At 47.3% G+C, this 17,493-nt stretch carries 12 protein-coding genes; all 12 read left to right on the forward strand.

The genetic code is table 11. The features are described 5' to 3' along the window. Positions 1–3 precede the first annotated feature (3 nt). The 12 genes from FHT67_RS03385 (at position 4) to FHT67_RS03440 (ending at position 17,473) form a co-directional block, all read left to right on the forward strand. A complete protein-coding gene (locus FHT67_RS03385) occupies positions 4–528 on the forward strand; it encodes a DinB family protein (RefSeq protein ID WP_167195673.1) in 525 nt (174 codons plus the stop codon). A 459-nt stretch (positions 529–987) separates the two neighbouring features. Continuing rightward, entirely contained in the window at positions 988–2,100 is a 1,113-nt protein-coding gene (locus FHT67_RS03390) for an ABC transporter ATP-binding protein (RefSeq protein WP_167195676.1), read from the forward strand. A 204-nt stretch (positions 2,101–2,304) separates the two neighbouring features. Then, positions 2,305–5,103 (forward strand): extracellular solute-binding protein, encoded by a 2,799-nt coding sequence (locus FHT67_RS30480; protein ID WP_208403098.1) that lies wholly within the window; start codon positions 2,305–2,307, stop codon positions 5,101–5,103. A 73-nt stretch (positions 5,104–5,176) separates the two neighbouring features. Further along, positions 5,177–6,067 carry a carbohydrate ABC transporter permease gene (locus FHT67_RS03400; protein WP_243866887.1) on the forward strand — a complete coding sequence of 297 codons (891 nt, stop codon included), beginning with the start codon at positions 5,177–5,179 and terminating at the stop codon, positions 6,065–6,067. After that, positions 6,067–6,969 carry a carbohydrate ABC transporter permease gene (locus tag FHT67_RS03405; RefSeq protein WP_208403099.1) on the forward strand — a complete coding sequence of 301 codons (903 nt, stop codon included), beginning with the start codon at positions 6,067–6,069 and terminating at the stop codon, positions 6,967–6,969. The genes FHT67_RS03400 and FHT67_RS03405 overlap by 1 nt, the downstream gene beginning before the upstream one ends. A 20-nt stretch (positions 6,970–6,989) precedes the next feature. Continuing rightward, a complete protein-coding gene (locus FHT67_RS03410) occupies positions 6,990–9,128 on the forward strand; it encodes an SMP-30/gluconolactonase/LRE family protein (protein ID WP_167195686.1) in 2,139 nt (712 codons plus the stop codon). Beyond that, positions 9,125–11,371, forward strand: coding sequence for a DUF5696 domain-containing protein (locus tag FHT67_RS03415; RefSeq protein ID WP_167195689.1), 2,247 nt, complete (start codon positions 9,125–9,127; stop codon positions 11,369–11,371). Before FHT67_RS03410 ends, FHT67_RS03415 begins: the two co-directional genes overlap by 4 nt. After that, positions 11,368–12,228, forward strand: coding sequence for a carbohydrate ABC transporter permease (locus FHT67_RS03420; RefSeq protein ID WP_167195692.1), 861 nt, complete (start codon positions 11,368–11,370; stop codon positions 12,226–12,228). The genes FHT67_RS03415 and FHT67_RS03420 overlap by 4 nt, the downstream gene beginning before the upstream one ends. Positions 12,229–12,246: 18 nt before the next feature. Continuing rightward, positions 12,247–13,206: an ABC transporter permease subunit gene (locus tag FHT67_RS03425; RefSeq protein ID WP_167195695.1), complete on the forward strand. Its 960-nt coding sequence runs from the start codon at positions 12,247–12,249 to the stop codon at positions 13,204–13,206. An 18-nt stretch (positions 13,207–13,224) separates the two neighbouring features. Beyond that, on the forward strand, positions 13,225–14,667 hold the full coding sequence (locus FHT67_RS03430) for a sulfatase family protein (RefSeq protein WP_167195698.1): 1,443 nt from the start codon (positions 13,225–13,227) through the stop codon (positions 14,665–14,667). Further along, a complete protein-coding gene (locus tag FHT67_RS03435) occupies positions 14,624–16,018 on the forward strand; it encodes a sulfatase-like hydrolase/transferase (protein WP_167195701.1) in 1,395 nt (464 codons plus the stop codon). The genes FHT67_RS03430 and FHT67_RS03435 overlap by 44 nt, the downstream gene beginning before the upstream one ends. Before the next feature lie 90 nt (positions 16,019–16,108). Then, on the forward strand, positions 16,109–17,473 hold the full coding sequence (locus FHT67_RS03440; protein ID WP_167195703.1) for an ABC transporter substrate-binding protein: 1,365 nt from the start codon (positions 16,109–16,111) through the stop codon (positions 17,471–17,473). The last annotated feature ends 20 nt before the right edge of the window (positions 17,474–17,493 follow it).

The raw sequence follows: 17,493 nt of genomic DNA on the forward strand, positions 1-17,493 counted from the left end.
GGGTTGGAGCAAGGATCAGCTACGAGGGAATTTGCCGAACGAAGCATCGAATTGCTGGACGCACAATTAAATGCCATTGAAAGTTCGATTATTCGTTTACAAGAAGAAGAAATATGGAGAAAAATAAAGCCGGAACTCAACTCTATAGGGAATCTATGTTTGCACCTTGCCGGAAGTGAACATCAGCATATAGTAAGCGGAATCGGCGGTAAGCCTTTTATACGTAAAAGGTCAAATGAGTTTCTAGCCGATAGCGGTTACACTGGCGTAGAACTTATTGAGCATTTAAAGAATGTTCGTGAGCAAAGTAAAAAGGTTTTGAGTGAACTCAATCCAGACGAATTAAGTAAACAGGTAGCGATACATTATCCCCAAGGCGCTAACGTTTCAGTTAATGACTATACGCACACAGTATTATCAATCATTCTGATTGTAGTTGAGCATTCATCCTATCATACCGGACAAATTGTATATATGACTAAACTCCTTCAAGATTCAAGCAAACACATTTTACAGTGGAGACACTAAGACAACGTCAATGCCGGGCATCGTTGCTATCGTTAAAACAAGAGGTAGACCATTTCGTTGGTCGACCTCTTGTTTTTCTAATGAAGCGTTCAAAAAATGTGCGGACCATGCTCGTATTGGGCGGCCGGCTTGTAGTCCACGTCCGCTGTGATAATCGTTTTGGAAGGAAGTGGTAATTCCTGATAGAATGTCATTTTAAGTCCATGATTTGTTTTCCCTATCTCTTGTTTGTTTAGCGTATGACCGTATGGGGCGATGTATTTGACTCGCTTTTGACTCAACGAGGCAGGGCATTTCTCTGGAGATTGCAGAATGACTAGACAAAATGACAATTGAGCTCTACATATCTACATTTACCCTCAAAATGACATCGTATAAAATGAAGGTACAATTCCGACCTTTTTAGTGAGAATAATAGGATCGGAAACAGTGGAAATGTCACGAAAGAGGGTATGACTGATGTCCCGCATATCTTTCAAGCACGTATTCAAATATTATGGCAAACATCAGGTCGTAACGGATTTCAATCTCGAAATCGAGTCAAGCGAGTTTGTCGTATTTGTTGGTCCATCAGGCTGCGGCAAATCGACGACGCTTCGGATGATAGCAGGTCTAGAAGATATTAGCCAAGGCGAGATACACATAGGTGACCGGCTTATCAATCATTTATCGCCTAAAGACCGTGATATCGCAATGGTTTTTCAAAATTACGCGCTTTATCCTAATATGTCCGTTTACGAGAATATCGCCTTCGGTCTCAGACTACGGAAGACGCCAAAACATGAAATCGATATCGGCGTGAAGAAAATCTCCAGAGTTCTGGGAATTGAATCCTATCTAAGCCGCAAACCCAAGCAATTGTCCGGAGGGCAACGCCAAAGGGTAGCGCTAGGGCGAGCCATCGTGCGCGAACCGCAAGTGTTCCTGATGGATGAGCCACTCTCTAATTTGGATGCTCAATTACGTGTGCATATGCGCAGTGAAATTGTAAAGCTGCAGAAGCAGCTCGGGGTGACGATGGTCTACGTAACGCATGACCAGACAGAAGCGATGACGATGGGAAGCCGAATTGTTGTCATGAAGGATGGACGGATTCAGCAAGTCGCAACACCTGAGGAAATCTACAATAATCCGGCTAACAAGTTTGTCGCGGGTTTTATCGGTTCACCCCCGATGAACTTTATTGAAGGTAGGGTGGTTGAGGAGAATGGGAGGCTTCAGTTTCAGACGAAACGGTTTATGCTTGAGCTGTCTCGTGAACAAGAACATACGCTGCGTTCGAACAATCGGGTGAATAAGGTTATAGAGCTTGGTGTTCGTCCGGAAAATGTATTCATAGAGCAGCCCAATCCGGACCGCTTTCCCACATCGAATGTTACCGGTGTCTTGTTGCACAGTGAACTAATGGGGGCCGACCGATATTTGTACCTCAATATAGGAAGCAAGAATAATTTAATCGCCCGAGTTAATCCCTTTCATCGTTATGAAGAGGACACTCCAATTCAGGTAACCATTAACATGAGCAAAGCGTTGTTTTTCGACGTGGATTCAGGTGTTTGTTTGCTAGATTAACCGGCAGCAGGAGGAATACCGTTTATGAGAAACAAGCGAGCAGTGATTGCTTGTATCCTTATTTTGGCTGTCGCTAGCCTGATCTTTACAAGATTCAAAGGTGAGTCTGACCCCACATCCATGCATACAGGTCAGGATGCTCGGCAACTGTCTAACATTCCGTCTTCTCCAGCAGCAAATGATCCCGGTCCTTTTTATTTAAACGTGTATAAAGACTGGGTGGCGAAGGGGCTGAAGCCTGCTACGGAAACGGTCTCGCTTCAGGGAGCAAACTTATCAGGCGAGTCCGATAAGGATTTGTCTATTGCTGGGGAATACGAAGGCGAATCCGGGGTGCTTATTTGGAAAAGCGGGCAGGACAATTGGATTGAATACGAGGTGACTATTCCTTCGGATGGTCTATATGAGTTGAATGTCTCCTATCATTCCTATTCTAACTCTGCTGCATCTTCCACAACTGCCAGCCGTCGTCCTGCCGTATTGTCTTTGCAAATTGACGGTGTGATCCCATTTCGGGAGGCACGCTCTCTAACCTTTTGGCGCAAATTTCAAGATGAAATGCCGATGAAAACCAATGATTACGGTGACGATATTCGTCCACGTTCGAATGAGAAGAATGAATGGCTGAATGAGACATTAACCGATTCTTCGGGGGGCTATGATGAACCCTTTCAATGGCATTTCACGAAAGGCAAACATACGCTGCGATTCTCGGGAGCCGATCCGATCGTCATCGGAGAGTTGAAGCTTCATCCGCCGAGATCCATTCCCGACTATGCCAGTGTCGCTTCTCGTTATCCGGAAACAAAGAAAATAAGCTCCTCGGCAACTCAGATTGTTCAGGCCGAAGATGCCGTATGGAAAAATGATCCTGCCATTCAGCTTAGCGTTGATCAAGATCCGTTAACGAAACCGAAAGCAAAGGGATACCAAACGCTCAACACGCTTGGCGGCATCCGGTGGCAAAACGGCGGTCAGACTGCGGCGTGGACATTCCAAGTTCCAGAAAGCGGACTTTACCGGATTGCCATGCGTTCCTATCAAGGGTTCAACTCTAACTTATCGGTTTTCCGAACGATTGCCATTGATGGCAAAGTTCCGTTCCGCGAACTATTAAGCTACCGTTTTCCCTACTTCTCCAAATGGAAAGGTACGGTGCTTACCGGCTCCGCTGGCGAGAATTACGAATTTTATTTGGAAAAAGGCAATCATACGCTTTCCTTAACAGCAAGTATAGCTCCGTATCAATCAGTGATTGCGCTTAGCGAGCAGGCGGTCAACACGATTCGCGCAGCGGATCAGGAGATTCGCGCGATGACAGGTGGACAGGTTGATAAAAACCGAACCTGGAATATTATTGAGGAGTTCCCGGAATTGCCGCAAACGCTGGGGCTAGCCAGGACGCAGCTATTGCAAATGTCGGATGCCATGCAGGCTGCCAATCATGGATCGGATAATATAACGCAAATGCTCCAGACGACGGCACAGGAAATAAACAGTTATTTGAAAAAACCGAATACTATTCCATACCATATGGACGAATTAACGGACATTATTGAGCAGATAGGCGGGATAAGAGAGACCCTTGTCAAATCGCCGCTTCAACTGGATCAGATTTATATCGTACCGGCGGGCAAGAAGCTTCCTTCTATGGAGGCGAATTGGGGGCAGAAAGCTATCGGCATGTTTAACAATTTTGTATATAGCTTCACCCGTCATCGGTACACCAGTGAGGTAGAGGAAGACACGTTGAATGTATGGGTGAACAGGGGAAGAGATTACGTTGATCTTCTCCAAGAGCTTGCCAATCATTCATTCACTCCGGAAACGGGAATCAAAGTTAAAGTAAATCTGCTGCAAAATGAGAATCTGCTTGTCCTATCCAATGCTGCAGGCCTTTCTCCGGATGTTGCGCTAGGGCAGCCGCAGGATAAACCGTCTGATTTTGCAATGAGAAATGCGCTGCTTGATCTTCATAGCTTCCCTGATTTCCAGCAAGTGGCGGATCAATTCGCACCGGGAGCGCTGCTCCCTTACGTGTATAACGGCGGATATTACGCGTTGCCGGAAACTCAATCGTTTAAAGTGCTATTTTATCGAAAAGATATTTTACAGCAGCTTGGACTTAAGGTGCCGGACACATGGGATGATGTGTATGATTTGATGCCAACATTACTTCAGAACAGTTATAACTTTTATATACCTCCGGGTGATTTTATGACGTTTTTTTATCAAAATGGGGCGGAGTTGTTTACGAAGGACGGCATGAAATCAGCGCTGGATACGCCGGAAGGCTTCAAGGGCTTTAAGCAATGGACCGATTTGTTTTCGATATACGGTATGGAGAAATCTGTACCTAGCTTCTTTCAGCATTTCCGGAAGGGCGATATGCCAATCGGTATAGCGGATTACAACATGTACGTTCAGATGCTGGTTGCAGCTCCTGAACTTACAGGATGGTGGGGCATCGCGCCGATTCCAGGTACGAAGCAAGCGGATGGGACGATTGTTCGATGGACAGGTGGCGGTCAGACGTCGAGTTTTATCTATAAAAACAGTAAACATCCACAAGAAGCTTGGACGTTTTTGAAATGGTTAATGTCAGCGGACGTGCAGGAACTGTACGGATCGGAGCTAGAGTCCTTCAACGGTACGGCATTTCGCTGGAATACGGCCAACGTCGAAGCGTTCAGCCGGCTGCCATGGAAGAAAGAAGATTTAAAAGTGATTTTGGATCAATGGAGATGGATGAAGGAAGCGCCGAATCTCCCAGGCTCCTATATGGTGCAGAGAGAGTTGACCAACGCATGGAACCGTACCGTTATTGATGGAATGAACGATAGGGAGTCGCTTGAAGAAGCGATAACGAATATTAACCGAGAAATCATGCGGAAAGAGCAGGAGTTCGGATTTGTTGATAGTAAAGGAGCAGTACAGCATACCTTGCCTGTACCCTCTATCACAGCACCATGGGAAGGAGTGAACCGGTATGTCCCGCGATGATGCACAATTGACAGCAAGCCGGACACTGTCAAAGAAGGCGACGCTCCTCCCGCTTCCGGCAAGAGTAATAACGATGATATGGAAACATCGTTTGTCGTATCTGTTTCTCGCTCCGTTTGCCTTATGTTTTACAGCGTTTATTTTTGTTCCTGTTGTGCTCGCGATTGTGCTTAGTTTTACGTATTTCAATGCGATAGAACGCCCGCGGTTTATCGGCTGGAATAACTTTCAATATTTGTTTTCGCAGGATCTTGTGTTCTTGAAATATGCGCTGCCTAATACAATCAAGTTCGCGCTTATCGTTGGGCCTAGTGGCTATATTGCGGCTTTCCTGCTCGCCTGGCTGATCGTTCAGCTTCCGGCATATGCCCGGAAATGGTACGCGCTTGCCATCTACACCCCGTCATTAACGGCGGGAATATCCATGAGCGTCATCTGGCTGCCTTTATTAAGCGGGGATCGCATCGGGTATTTGAACAGCTTTTTGCTAAAGCTTGGAGTCATCAGCGAGCCTATTCTTTGGGTGAGCGATCAGAAGCATTTGATGAACTCAATGATGGCCGTCACGATTTGGTCGAGTATGGGTGTTGGATTTCTGGCGATGCTCGCTGGCTTGCTTGGCGTAAATCGGGAGCTGTATGAAGCAGGCAAATTGGACGGCATCCGCAGCAGACTGCAGGAGATATGGTATATCACCATACCCTCCATGAAGCCGCAGATGTTATTTGGTGCGGTCATGGCGATCGTTAGTACGTTCAAAGCAGGACATATCGGCGTCGAATTATCCGGTCAGAACCCAACTCCGCAATATGCGGGAACGCTTCTTATTAATCATATTGACGACTATGGATCCATCCGGTTTGAGATGGGCTATGCATCGGCGGTTTCCGTATTTTTGCTTCTGTTAATGTATGTTTGCAATCGTCTGGGATTCAAGCTGTTTGGCAACAAGGGGGATGAATGATGGCAGGGGTATCTATCGTGAAGAAGCGATTACTTTCATACGGGAGGAGCAGCAGACTGAATCGCACGGACGGTTTTCAGTGGATGTTGGTTCTCATCCTGAGCCTATTCTCTCTCTTCATGCTGCTTCCGATCGTGTATATTTTCAACCATTCCTTGAAACCTTACAGTGAGCTGTTTGCCTATCCTCCTGCGATTTTTGTACAACATCCAACGTTCCAGAATTTCAGGGAGCTATTCCTTATTTCTAATTCTTCACTTGTGCCGGTGTCCCGTTATGTATTCAACAGCATCTTTGTTGCGATAGTCGTCGTAGTTGGGATGATTATGGTCAGTTCGTTATGCGCTTATCCGTTATCCAAACATAAATTCCCGGGGCATCGATTGTTCTTTGCCATCATTTTGCTGTCACTAATGTTCGCGCCGGAGACGGTTGTGATCCCGCGTTATCTGGTCATTGTAAGGCTGCATTTGATGAACACGTATTGGGGCCATATCTTGCCTCATCTTGCGGCCCCGGTGAGTGTTTTCTTAATGAAACAGTTCTTCGATCAGGTGCCCAATGAGCTGCTTGAAGCGGGGAAGATAGACGGTGCCGGCGAATGGACATTATTTTTACGTGTCTTAATGCCATTATGCATGCCTGCGGTGGCGACGATTGCCATTCTCTCTTTCCAGAACAGCTGGGCAAATGTAGAGACCTCCTCCTTTTTCATGCAAGAGGAATCGATGAGGACCTTTCCGTTTTTTCTATCAACATTAACAAATGGTCTTGCGAACGATATTGCCCGTCAAGGAGCTGCTGCGGCAGCAACGCTTATCTTATTTTTGCCTAACTTCATTATCTTCTTGTTGTTTCAGCGGAAAGTCATTGCAACGATGGCTCACTCGGGAATTAAGTAAAACGAAAGGAGGCACTCAACATGGCAAGCATGAAAAAACAACGATTATACCTCTCCTTAATGCTCGTCATGGTGATGCTGACGTTATTTCCTTACGAAGCATCGGCGGAAGTTCCGTATATAACGAACTCCAAAGACAGCAACGGAGATTTGGTATGGACACAACCGGCCTATAATCCCGTCCGTATTATAGGCTCGGGATTAAAGGTGCCGGATAAAAATAAGCCGGGCAATAACGCAGCCTCTCCAATGCTGAATCCTAAAGATCTGTTTATCGACGAACACGATGTGATTTATGTAGCGGATACGGGCAATAATCGAATCGCCGTATTTGATCGGCAGGGCAAGCTGCAGCGTTTCATTACGGTGCCGGATAGTCCGTTAAACAAGCCGGAAGGAATATTCGTCACGGCACAAGGCGATATCTACGTAGCGGATACGGGTAACAAACGTGTCGTAAGGTTAACGGGCGAAGGAAAGCTCGTACAGGAGTATAAGAAACCGGAATCTCCAATCCTACCGAGTACCTACATTTACGATCCGGTTAAATTGGCGGTCGACAAGAGGGGATATCTCTATATCGTAACTCTAGGCGGTTATCAAGGTTTGCTGGTGCTGGCTCCGAATGGTAAGGTTCAAAGCTTTTTTGGATCTAATCAGACCCGGCTTGGCGTTCTCGATAAAGTAAAGCGGCTGCTCTATACGAAACAGATGTACGACAACGAAGTCAGCAAGCTGCCAGTCTCGATCAGCAGCGTAACGATGGATGCGAACGGACTTTTGTATACCACATCGAGCGGCGATATTTCGAGAAATCAAGTCAAAAAACTGAATTTCCGCGGCGTGAATCTGCTAAAGGGCGGTTCGGCGGGAAGGTTTGGCGAGGTAAATCATTTCGAGCGGAACAACTCGGGAGGGAAAGGCTTCATAAAGCCTCAGCTTGCCGATCTGACCGTCGATCGGTTCGGCAATATTACGGTCATCGACAAGCAGTACAAGGTATTAAGCCAATATGATGCCAATGGGGATCTCCTCTACTTCTGGGGCGGAATCTCCGCGGATTCCGCCACTCAGCTTGGGCTGATGAAAAGCCCGATCGCAATTGCTTCGAGTTCGAACGGCGATCTCTTTGTTCTGGACGATCAGGAAGGAATTATTCAACAATTTCGTCTTACGGAATTTGGCGCTCTAGTGAATAAAGCAAACGCTATGACCTTACAAGGACGTTATGCAGAGAGCGAAAGCGCGTGGCAAGAGGTTCTGCGGATCAATGTCTATTTTGCTCCAGCTTTGCGAGGGCTTGGGAAAGCGGCTTACCAGCAAGGAAACTATGAACAGGCAAGAACCTATTTCTACGATGGCGGCAGCAAAAAGGGTTACTCCAACGCTCTATGGCAAATCCGATATGCTTGGTTTCAAGCCCATTTCTCCACACTTGCGACCTCGGGACTCATCGCGGCGATTGCATGGATTTTGTTCAACCGTTTAAACCGTTACACCGAGTGGGGGACGGCATGGCGAAGCCGACCTAAATCTACTCACTCAATTGGCGTTCAACTAAGGCATATCTTTACGATTATCCGTCATCCTATCGATGGTTTTGCTGCCATTCGGCATGAGCGAAAAGGAAGTTATCTCAGTGCCTTCGTCTTACTGACGTTAGCATTTGGCGCCGTCATGATTTTTGGACTTTATTCCGGTTATTTGTTTAATCCTGTGAATCCGCAGCGCCTTAACCTTATATTACTATTCACGGAACTTGCGCCTATATGGTATGGCTGGGTATTATGCCACTATTTCGTTAGTTCGATTTTGCAAGGAGAGGGAAGATACAAGGATGTATTTATTGCCTCCAGTTACGTATTGCTGCCTTTGGTCATAGTTGGCATTCCGCTTGCGATTCTCTCCAATTCCATGACGTTATCGGAGAAATCGATATATTCGTTTCTCTTTAACGGCATGGTCATCTGGATCGGATTACTTGTCATCTGGAATATTCAGTCCATTCAAAATTACACGTTCGGCGAGACAATGGTCAATATCGGGGCAACGGCTGCTGCTTTTCTGCTTGCTGCTTTATTAATCTTCATCTTATACGGTTTAAGCGGTGATCTCGTATCGTTCTTGAATGAAATCTATGAGGAGGTGAGGTTTCGATGAAGCGGCTGCTGCAGCAAGTACCACTCCGAATATGGCTGCAACTGCTTGTGGCGGTTGGTCTTGCTGCCTTTATCGTTACTCACCTTCAAGTTCAAACAATCGACCGGGAGGAGAATTCAGTTGTCCAAGCGGCCGCTAAGCCCCGGGCGGTTACAGCCGCGAAGGGTCAACAAGAGCTTCCGATTGAATCAAGCTTCCAAACGGTCAGCGAAAACGAACGTTATCGTCTCAAGCTGGATCCGGAAACGGCTCATTTCCTAGTAGAGGACAAAAGGGACGGCCGAATCTGGCGATCTTATCCTGATCCAACTCAATGGGCGGATGAGACAACAATGGGAAGTTGGAGGACGAATCTGCGATCACCTGTCATGTTCCAATATATTGATCTGAATGCGAGCAAAGCTCAGCCAAAGGATTCGAATTTTCTCGACGAGGACAGCAAGATCTCAAATCTTCATATGATTGACGGAGGGTTTCGGCTTACCTTCACAATGCCATCGAAGCAAATCGCGATTCCGATCGAGGTTAAGCTGGAGAACGACTCCGTTACGACTCGTATTATCGATTCTGAGTTACAGGAAGGCAGTCTTAGCTTGCTGTGGATTCGATTGTATCCGTTTTTCGGAGCGGAGAGATCCGTTGGCCAAGACGGCTATTTGTTTATTCCGGATGGCTCAGGTGCACTGATCAACTTCGATCCTTACCGCACCAGCGGCACTCAAATTTATCGAGAACCGGTATACGGAGCAGATCCTGCCTATACCGTGAACAGCTCTTATGATTCTCGCAAACGTGTAGCAGCGCCAGTCTACGGGATCAAGAACAACCAAACCTCCTTTCTAGCGGTGCTGGAGGCCGGCTCCGAATATAGCGAAGTGCTGGCTTCGCCTGCCGGGGCGTTAAGCAGCTACAACTGGGTCACCTCCCAAGCGGATTACCGGAGCTCCTATCAGCAGGTGACGAACCGCGACAAAGGAAAGTTTTATATCACTTATGACAAGGACAATCGGTTCCACGGTGATCGTATTACGAGATACTTGCTGCTTGAAAGCACGAAAGCGGATTACGTTGGTATGGCCGAACGCTACCGTCAATATTTAATGGAAACCGAGCATCTTGAGCCTGTAAAACCTGCCGCGGATAAAGTTCCGATGAATATCGTCCTCGTGGGGGGCGATAAAGCGCCGGGGCTGCTGTGGGATCGTTATATCAAAGGTACAACGACCAATCAGGCTATGGAGATAACGAAGCAATTGTATCAGCTAGGCATCGAACATATGCAAGTATTGTACCGGGGCTGGCAAAAGGGCGGAATCGGGGCAAGCGGAGGGTTGGCCAAGGTCGATCAACGCCTAGGCGGCGATAAAGGAATGAAGCAATTCATTGATTATGCTCACTCTATTCATGTGCCGGTCTACTTGAACGCTGACTATTCGCAGAACACAACTGGGGCTGGCGGATTCGCTTCGCGAAGACAGGGAGTAAGGGACTACGGAGGGACTACGATTGGCAACCTTGCAAGCCTGAAGTTTGTGAACGATACGATCATCGGCAAGGATATAAAGTACTACCAGAGTTTAGGGATAGACGGAATTGAACTGAATGGAATCGGCCAGATTCTAACCAGTGACTATAACTCCAAATACGGCTCTACCCGAGCGGAGAATCTCAACATGCAGCAGGATACGATCAAGAAGCTGAAAGACTCCGTCGGGAAAGTCATTGGATACGGAAGTAATCTCTATGCCCTTCCTTGGCTGGATGGGATAACTGGATTAAACGAGGATTATTCCTATGATTTGTTCTCGAATGCGGCGATTCCATTCGTGCAGATCGCGCTGCATGGACTTGTACCTTATACTTCCGTGGCCTCGAACGAAAGGGATCAATTTCATATTGAGTTTCTGCACGATCTCGAATATGGAGCCAACCCTTCCTACACCTTTACCTATACCGCTTCCGAGGAATGGAAAGATGCCGAGCATCTTCATCTATATAGTCCAGCGTATCAAGCCTGGGAGCAAACGGCTGCGCAGGAGTATAAGGATTGGAATGAAGCGCTAGGCGATGTACAGGATCAATTCATAGTCGGCCACCGAATCTTGAGCGATCAAGTGAGGGAAACCACCTATTCAGGAGGCAAACGCATTGTGGTTAACTACGGAACGATTGCCTATACCGACGGGGATGTGACTGTTCCTCCCGGCGGGTACGCGATTGTCAAGGGAGGTACGAATGAATGAAGAGATTTCACTATTCAACGTACCGCAAGCTTGGAGGTACTTTGTTTATCGTTCCCTGGATAACGGGTTTTGTTCTATTCATGGCGCTTCCGTTACTCTATTCGTTCTATATGAGTTTCCATCAGGTCAAGATCACGGCGACGGGGATTCATACGACGTATAAAGGTCTGTATTATTACAACTTTATTTTATTCGAAAATGCCGGTCTGCTCTATGATCAGCTGATCCCTTTTCTTCGCGAAGCTTTGTTTATGCTGCCGGTAATCGTTGTATTCTCATTACTTGTGGCAATTATGCTCAATCAGAAGTTTTGGGGAAGGACTTTTTTCCGCGCGGTCTTTTTCCTTCCCGTCATCTTTACGACCGGACAAGTGGTGACGGAATTAATTGGGCAGGGACAAGGGAATGTCGACTTTCTAACCAGCTATCATCTATCCGATTTGGCGAATACCTATTTGCCTGCATCATGGGCGGGACCGATCACGAACATCCTGGATTCCTTCGTGCTTATTTTGTGGTATTCCGGGGTGCAGATTCTGATTTTTCTTGCAGGCCGTCAGACGATTTCTCCTTCGGTCTATGAAGCGGCTCGCATTGACGGAGCTAATCCATGGGATACCTTTTGGAAGATCACCCTTCCGGCGATGCTGCCGTTTGTTTTGCTCAACTTTATTTATACAACGGTCGATTTATTTACTTTTCCGTCTAACCCGATTCTGACTCAGGTCAATATCAAAGACTACGGGAAATCGAGCGCGCTTGCTTGGATTTATTTTGCAATTATCTTCTTATTCCTTGGCCTTATTTACTTGTTGTTTAACCGTTTGTCCCGTCAATCGCGGGTATCCGATGTGTAAGGAAAGAAGGAATAACTCGTGCCCCAAGTTAAGGTTCATCATCTAAGGAAGCGGCTTCGGCCAAGAAAGGGACTGACCATTACTCGACATCTGCTGTTGGGCAAAGAGGCGGATAAAGGTCTGATATTCCGGTTGTTTATTTACTTGCTGCTTAGTGATATTGCATTCATCTATTTGAGTCCGGTCCTTTACATGATCACGACTATGGTGAAAAATGCTGCGGATTTGCTTGATCCCGCGGTCATCTGGGTGCCTCATACCGTATTTACAGGAACGCTGTCGGATGCTTGGCATAAAATCAACTTTCCGGCGGCTTTCCGAATTAGTCTCTCCCTATCGCTTGCCGTATCTATCCTGCAGACCCTCTCTTGCGCAATAGCGGGATATGCATTCGCAAGACTTGATTTTCCGTTAAAAAGGTTCTGGTTTGCCTGTTTGCTGCTTTCGTTTGTCGTGCCGCAGCAGGTAATTATTTTGCCGGAACTTATTGCGGCGAACCAGCTGGACCTGATGAGGACTTATGTGCCGATCATTGCCCCGGCTCTGTTCGGGCATGGACTGAAAGGAGCTTTGTTCGTCATTATCTATAGGCAGTTTTTCGCTACGCAGCCGAAAGAGCTGGAGGAGGCCGCCCGTATGGACGGGGCAGGACTTCTGCGAACCTTCTTCCGAGTAATGCTTCCGCTTGCCAAACCTGCGATTCTGGTCGTCTTTTTGTTTTCATTTGTCTGGACTTGGAATGACTACTATACCCCTGGTGCTTATTTGATCGGCGCTACAGAAGTGCCGCTCTCGCTTGGCCTCTCGCAAATCGCCTCTCAGTTAAATGAACAGGCTTTGGAGACGGGGCCGTCGATCTTTGATGAACCCGTCAAGATGGCAGGATCGTTCCTGATCATTATGCCGCCGTTGCTGCTCTATTTGTTTGCGCAGCGTTGGTTTATCGAAAGCGTGGAACGTACCGGATTAATCGAATAAGAATGGAGGTGCCAGTCTTTGAAAGCATCTATCGATAAACCCAATGTGTTATTTATTATGGATGACCAGCACCGGTTCGATTATTTGGGAAGCATGGGGGCCAGCTTTCTCAAAACCCCCAACCTGGATCGTTTAGCGGAAAAAGGCGTCAGATTTACGAACTGCTTCACTAACGCTCCCTTATGTGTACCCGCTCGGATCGCGCTCGCAACGGGGCTGCAGCCTGCAAGACTTGGGCTTGTCGATAACTCGCATGTGCTAGACCCGCAGCTGCCTACGCTTTATCAACGATTTCGCGATAATGACTACCGGGTGCATTGCGTCGGCAAATTGGATTTGAACAAATCCAATCATTATAACGGACGTTACGGAGATCGACCGGATGCTTACCGATGGGGTTTCACTCATCCCGAGCAGTGTGAAGGGAAGGCGCATGCCGGATCATCAAGGACACCTATTGGTCCGTATACAAACTATCTGGAGAAGCATAATCTTCTGCAATCCTTTTATGAGGATTACCGTAATCGGGATAAGAAAAAAAGCTACGAGAACTGGTACCGGGATTCTGCATTGCCAACGGAGGCTTTCGAAGATTGCTATATCGGACGGAGAGCGGCTGAGTGGATCGAAACGGTTCCCGATGATTATCCTTGGTTCTCGTTCGTAAGTTTCGTTGGCCCGCATGCTCCCTTTGACCCTCCGACGCAATATGCGGATCGTTACCGCTTTGAGCCGATGCCGCCTGCGGCATTCGATTCAGCGGCTGAGGGTTCCAAACCGGAGTGGATACGCCGGAGGCAGGAAAAGAACATCACAGAGGAGCAAATTACCGCTTCCCGTCGTCAGTATTGCGCGGCGATTGAGGTTATCGATGATCAGATTGGCCTCATTCTGGACGCCCTCAAGAAAAGAGGAATGGAGGATAATACGTATATCATTTTCACTAGCGATCATGGGGAAATGCTTGGCGATCATTTGCTTTACAATAAGAACCTGCCTTATGAGCCTTCCATCCATATTCCGCTTCTCGCAGCGGGACCGGGTATACAAGGCGGTCGTGTCAGCGATGCCCTTATTGAGCTGATCGACCTCAATCCGACGGTCAGCGATTTAGCAGGTTTGCCTACACCGGAAGGGCTTGACGCCATATCTTTCTCCGGCTTGCTGAAAGACGAAACAAATGATCATCGCTCGTTCATTATGAGTACGGGCAAACAGTTTCAATGCCTGCGCGATAAACAGTTCAAGCTCATCCAACATGTGAGCGGATTAATTGAATTATATGATCTGGAGAATGACACGCAGGAGCTCTGCAACTTAGCTTCCGTACATTACGAACGGACAGCGGAGATGGCTATGAGGCTCGAGTTGCGGTTGCAAGCTGCACAATCTGGGCAGGAGGGGGGAGAGGTGAAAAGTGAGCGCGAAGAGACCGAACATATTATTCATCATGAGCGATGATCACGGCTACCAAGCGATGAGCTGTTACGGCAGTCGAATCAACGAGACACCAAATTTGGATCGAATCGCCATTGAAGGCATCCGGTTGAACAATTGCTTTTGCACAAATTCCATTTGCGCGCCAAGCCGGGCGGTTATTCTCTCCGGGGCGTACAGCCATGTGAATGGAGTAAAGACATTGAAAGACTCGTTCGATGGACGGCAGATGACTTTTCCCAAACTTCTGCAAGCATCCGGCTATCAAACCGCAATGATTGGGAAATGGCATTTGGGACACGGGGGCGATAATGACCCGACGGGATTTGATTACTGGAACATCTTGCCTGGTCAAGGTATTTATCGTGATCCAGAGTTTATTGAGATGGGCTTGAAGCGTACTATACCAGGGTATGTCACGACTGTAACGACTGATTTATCCTTGCAATGGCTGCAGGATAGGGATAATAGCAGGCCCTTCCTTTTAATGTGTCATTACAAAGCGCCTCATGGTCCATGGCAGCCGGATGAGAAGCATGCGGAGCTTTACGAAGACGTAGATATTCCCGAACCGATTACGTTCTATGACGATTACAGCAATCGGGCAAGTGCGGCGGCAGCGGCCAAAATGAGAATTGACCGGGATTTGCCACAGCGGATTCCGAAGTATGCAGCTCCGCAGGAGCTATCGCCAGCCGAAGCAAAGAAATGGCAGTATCAGCATTTCATCAAAGATTATTTGCGCTGCGTCGCTTCTATTGATGAGAATGTGGGACGAATGCTGGACTACTTGAAGGAAGAAGGATTGGAAGAGGACACGATGGTTATCTACACCTCCGACCAAGGGTTTTATCTTGGTGATCACGGCTGGTATGATAAACGGTTCATGTACGAAGAGTCACTGCGGATGCCATTCCTCATGCGGTACCCAAAGGAAATCCCGGCGGGTGTGGATTCAGATGCATTCGTGATGAATGTGGATTTCGCCCCGACTTTCCTGGACTACGCGGGTATTCCGATACCGGAACCGATGCAGGGTGACAGCATTCGAGAGGTTGTGAGAGGTCATGTACCGCAGGATTGGCAAACATCGGTTTATTACCGCTATTGGATGCATCTTGACCCCGTACATGGCGTCTATAGCCATTATGGTGTTCGAACGGATAAGTATAAGCTTATTTATTATTACGGCGAGGCGCTAGGCGCAAGCGGGACAACGGATATTTCCACGCCAAAGGAATGGGAATTGTTCGATCTTATTAAAGATCCCCATGAATTAAACAATGTATATGCCTTAGACGAATACTCGTCTGTTGTCGAAGCGCTTAAGACCGAACTCGAGCGGCTGCGCTTGAAGGTGGGTGATATGGATTAAGGTATGAAGGGGATAGGGTGTTGGATTGGAGTTTCGAGTTATTATACGTATTAATCAGAGTAAATCAATGAGAAAAGGGAGAGTTAATCGATGAAAGCATGGAAATCAAAAACGATATTATCGATCGCATTATTATTCACTTTACTCCTAAGCGCTTGCAGTAATGGAGGGTCGAACGATAACAACGCAACTGCTCAACCTAACGAGCAGACGAATCAAGCGGTTCAATCCGATCAGCCCCAGCAAACGGATAACCCATCATCGGTACAGCCTGCGGATGAGATAAAACCGATTACGTTAAAAATCTATGCAGGTATGCCGGACTCCGAATTCAAAACACAGATCACGGATCCGCTTAGTAAAAAGTATCCGCAAATTACGATTGAAAGGCTTGGAGCAGACAAGAAAAATACACCGCTTGATCAGCTGATCGCTTCAGGCGATACACCGGATTTGCTGGCTGTTCCGAAGGATGAGATCAAGTCCAATGTGATTCGCCTCGGTCTGCAAACGGATCTGAACGATTTGGTACGTAAATATAAGGTTGACCTCGGGCGATTTGATCCCGTTTTGCTGAAATCGATTCAAGATTTGAGCGGTAATGGCGAGCTATACGGCTTGCCGGAGAAGAAAACGTTATACGGTCTTGTCTATAACAAGGATATATTCGATAAGTTCGGCGTTCCTTATCCGACTGACGGCATGACTTGGGACCAAGTGATCGAATTGGCCAAAAAGGTAACGAGAGAAGATAACGGCGTTCAATACCGCGGCTTGGATTTTACAAATATGAATCTGATGCGCGGGCAGCTTGCACAGCCAATTCTTGACAGTAACGATAAGGCTGTCGTTACAACGCCGCAATGGCAAACGATTGCAAGAACGATTCAAAGCATTGTCCAAATTCCTGGAAATACAGGGGAAACCTCAGGCTATGATGTATTCCTGAAGGATCGGACAACAGCCATGTTCGCAAGCGGTTTGCTCGGCATGATTAACCGTGCCAAAGAAGTGCCGGACTTGAACTGGGATATCGTAACGTTCCCGACGTTCCCCGATGCGCCTAATACAGATCCTCAGGCAGATGGCGTAGCTTTCGCCATTACATCTACCAGCAAAGTGAAGGATGAAGCCTTCCAGGTCATCCAATACCTGCTGTCAGATGAGGTGCAAACTTCTTTGGTACGTAACGGATTCCTGTCGCCGCTTAGCAACCCGGAGATTCAAGCTCAGCTTGGAGCTGACCAAACCTTCTTCGAAGGGAAAAACTTGCAAGCCGCTTTCAAACAAAAGCTGTCTGAGCTCCCGCCAAGCACCTATGATTATGTTGCTTCGCCCATTATCAACAAAGCATTCGACGGGATTAAGAAAGGTTCGGTTGATATCAATACAGCGCTAAGCCAAGCGGAAGACGAAATCAATAAAGCTGTAGAAACCGAGAAAGCAAGCAAATAAGCGAGTGAACGGGGGAAGCA

The organism is Paenibacillus sp. BK720 (assembly GCF_011761545.1).
GTDB lineage: Bacteria > Bacillota > Bacilli > Paenibacillales > Paenibacillaceae > Pristimantibacillus.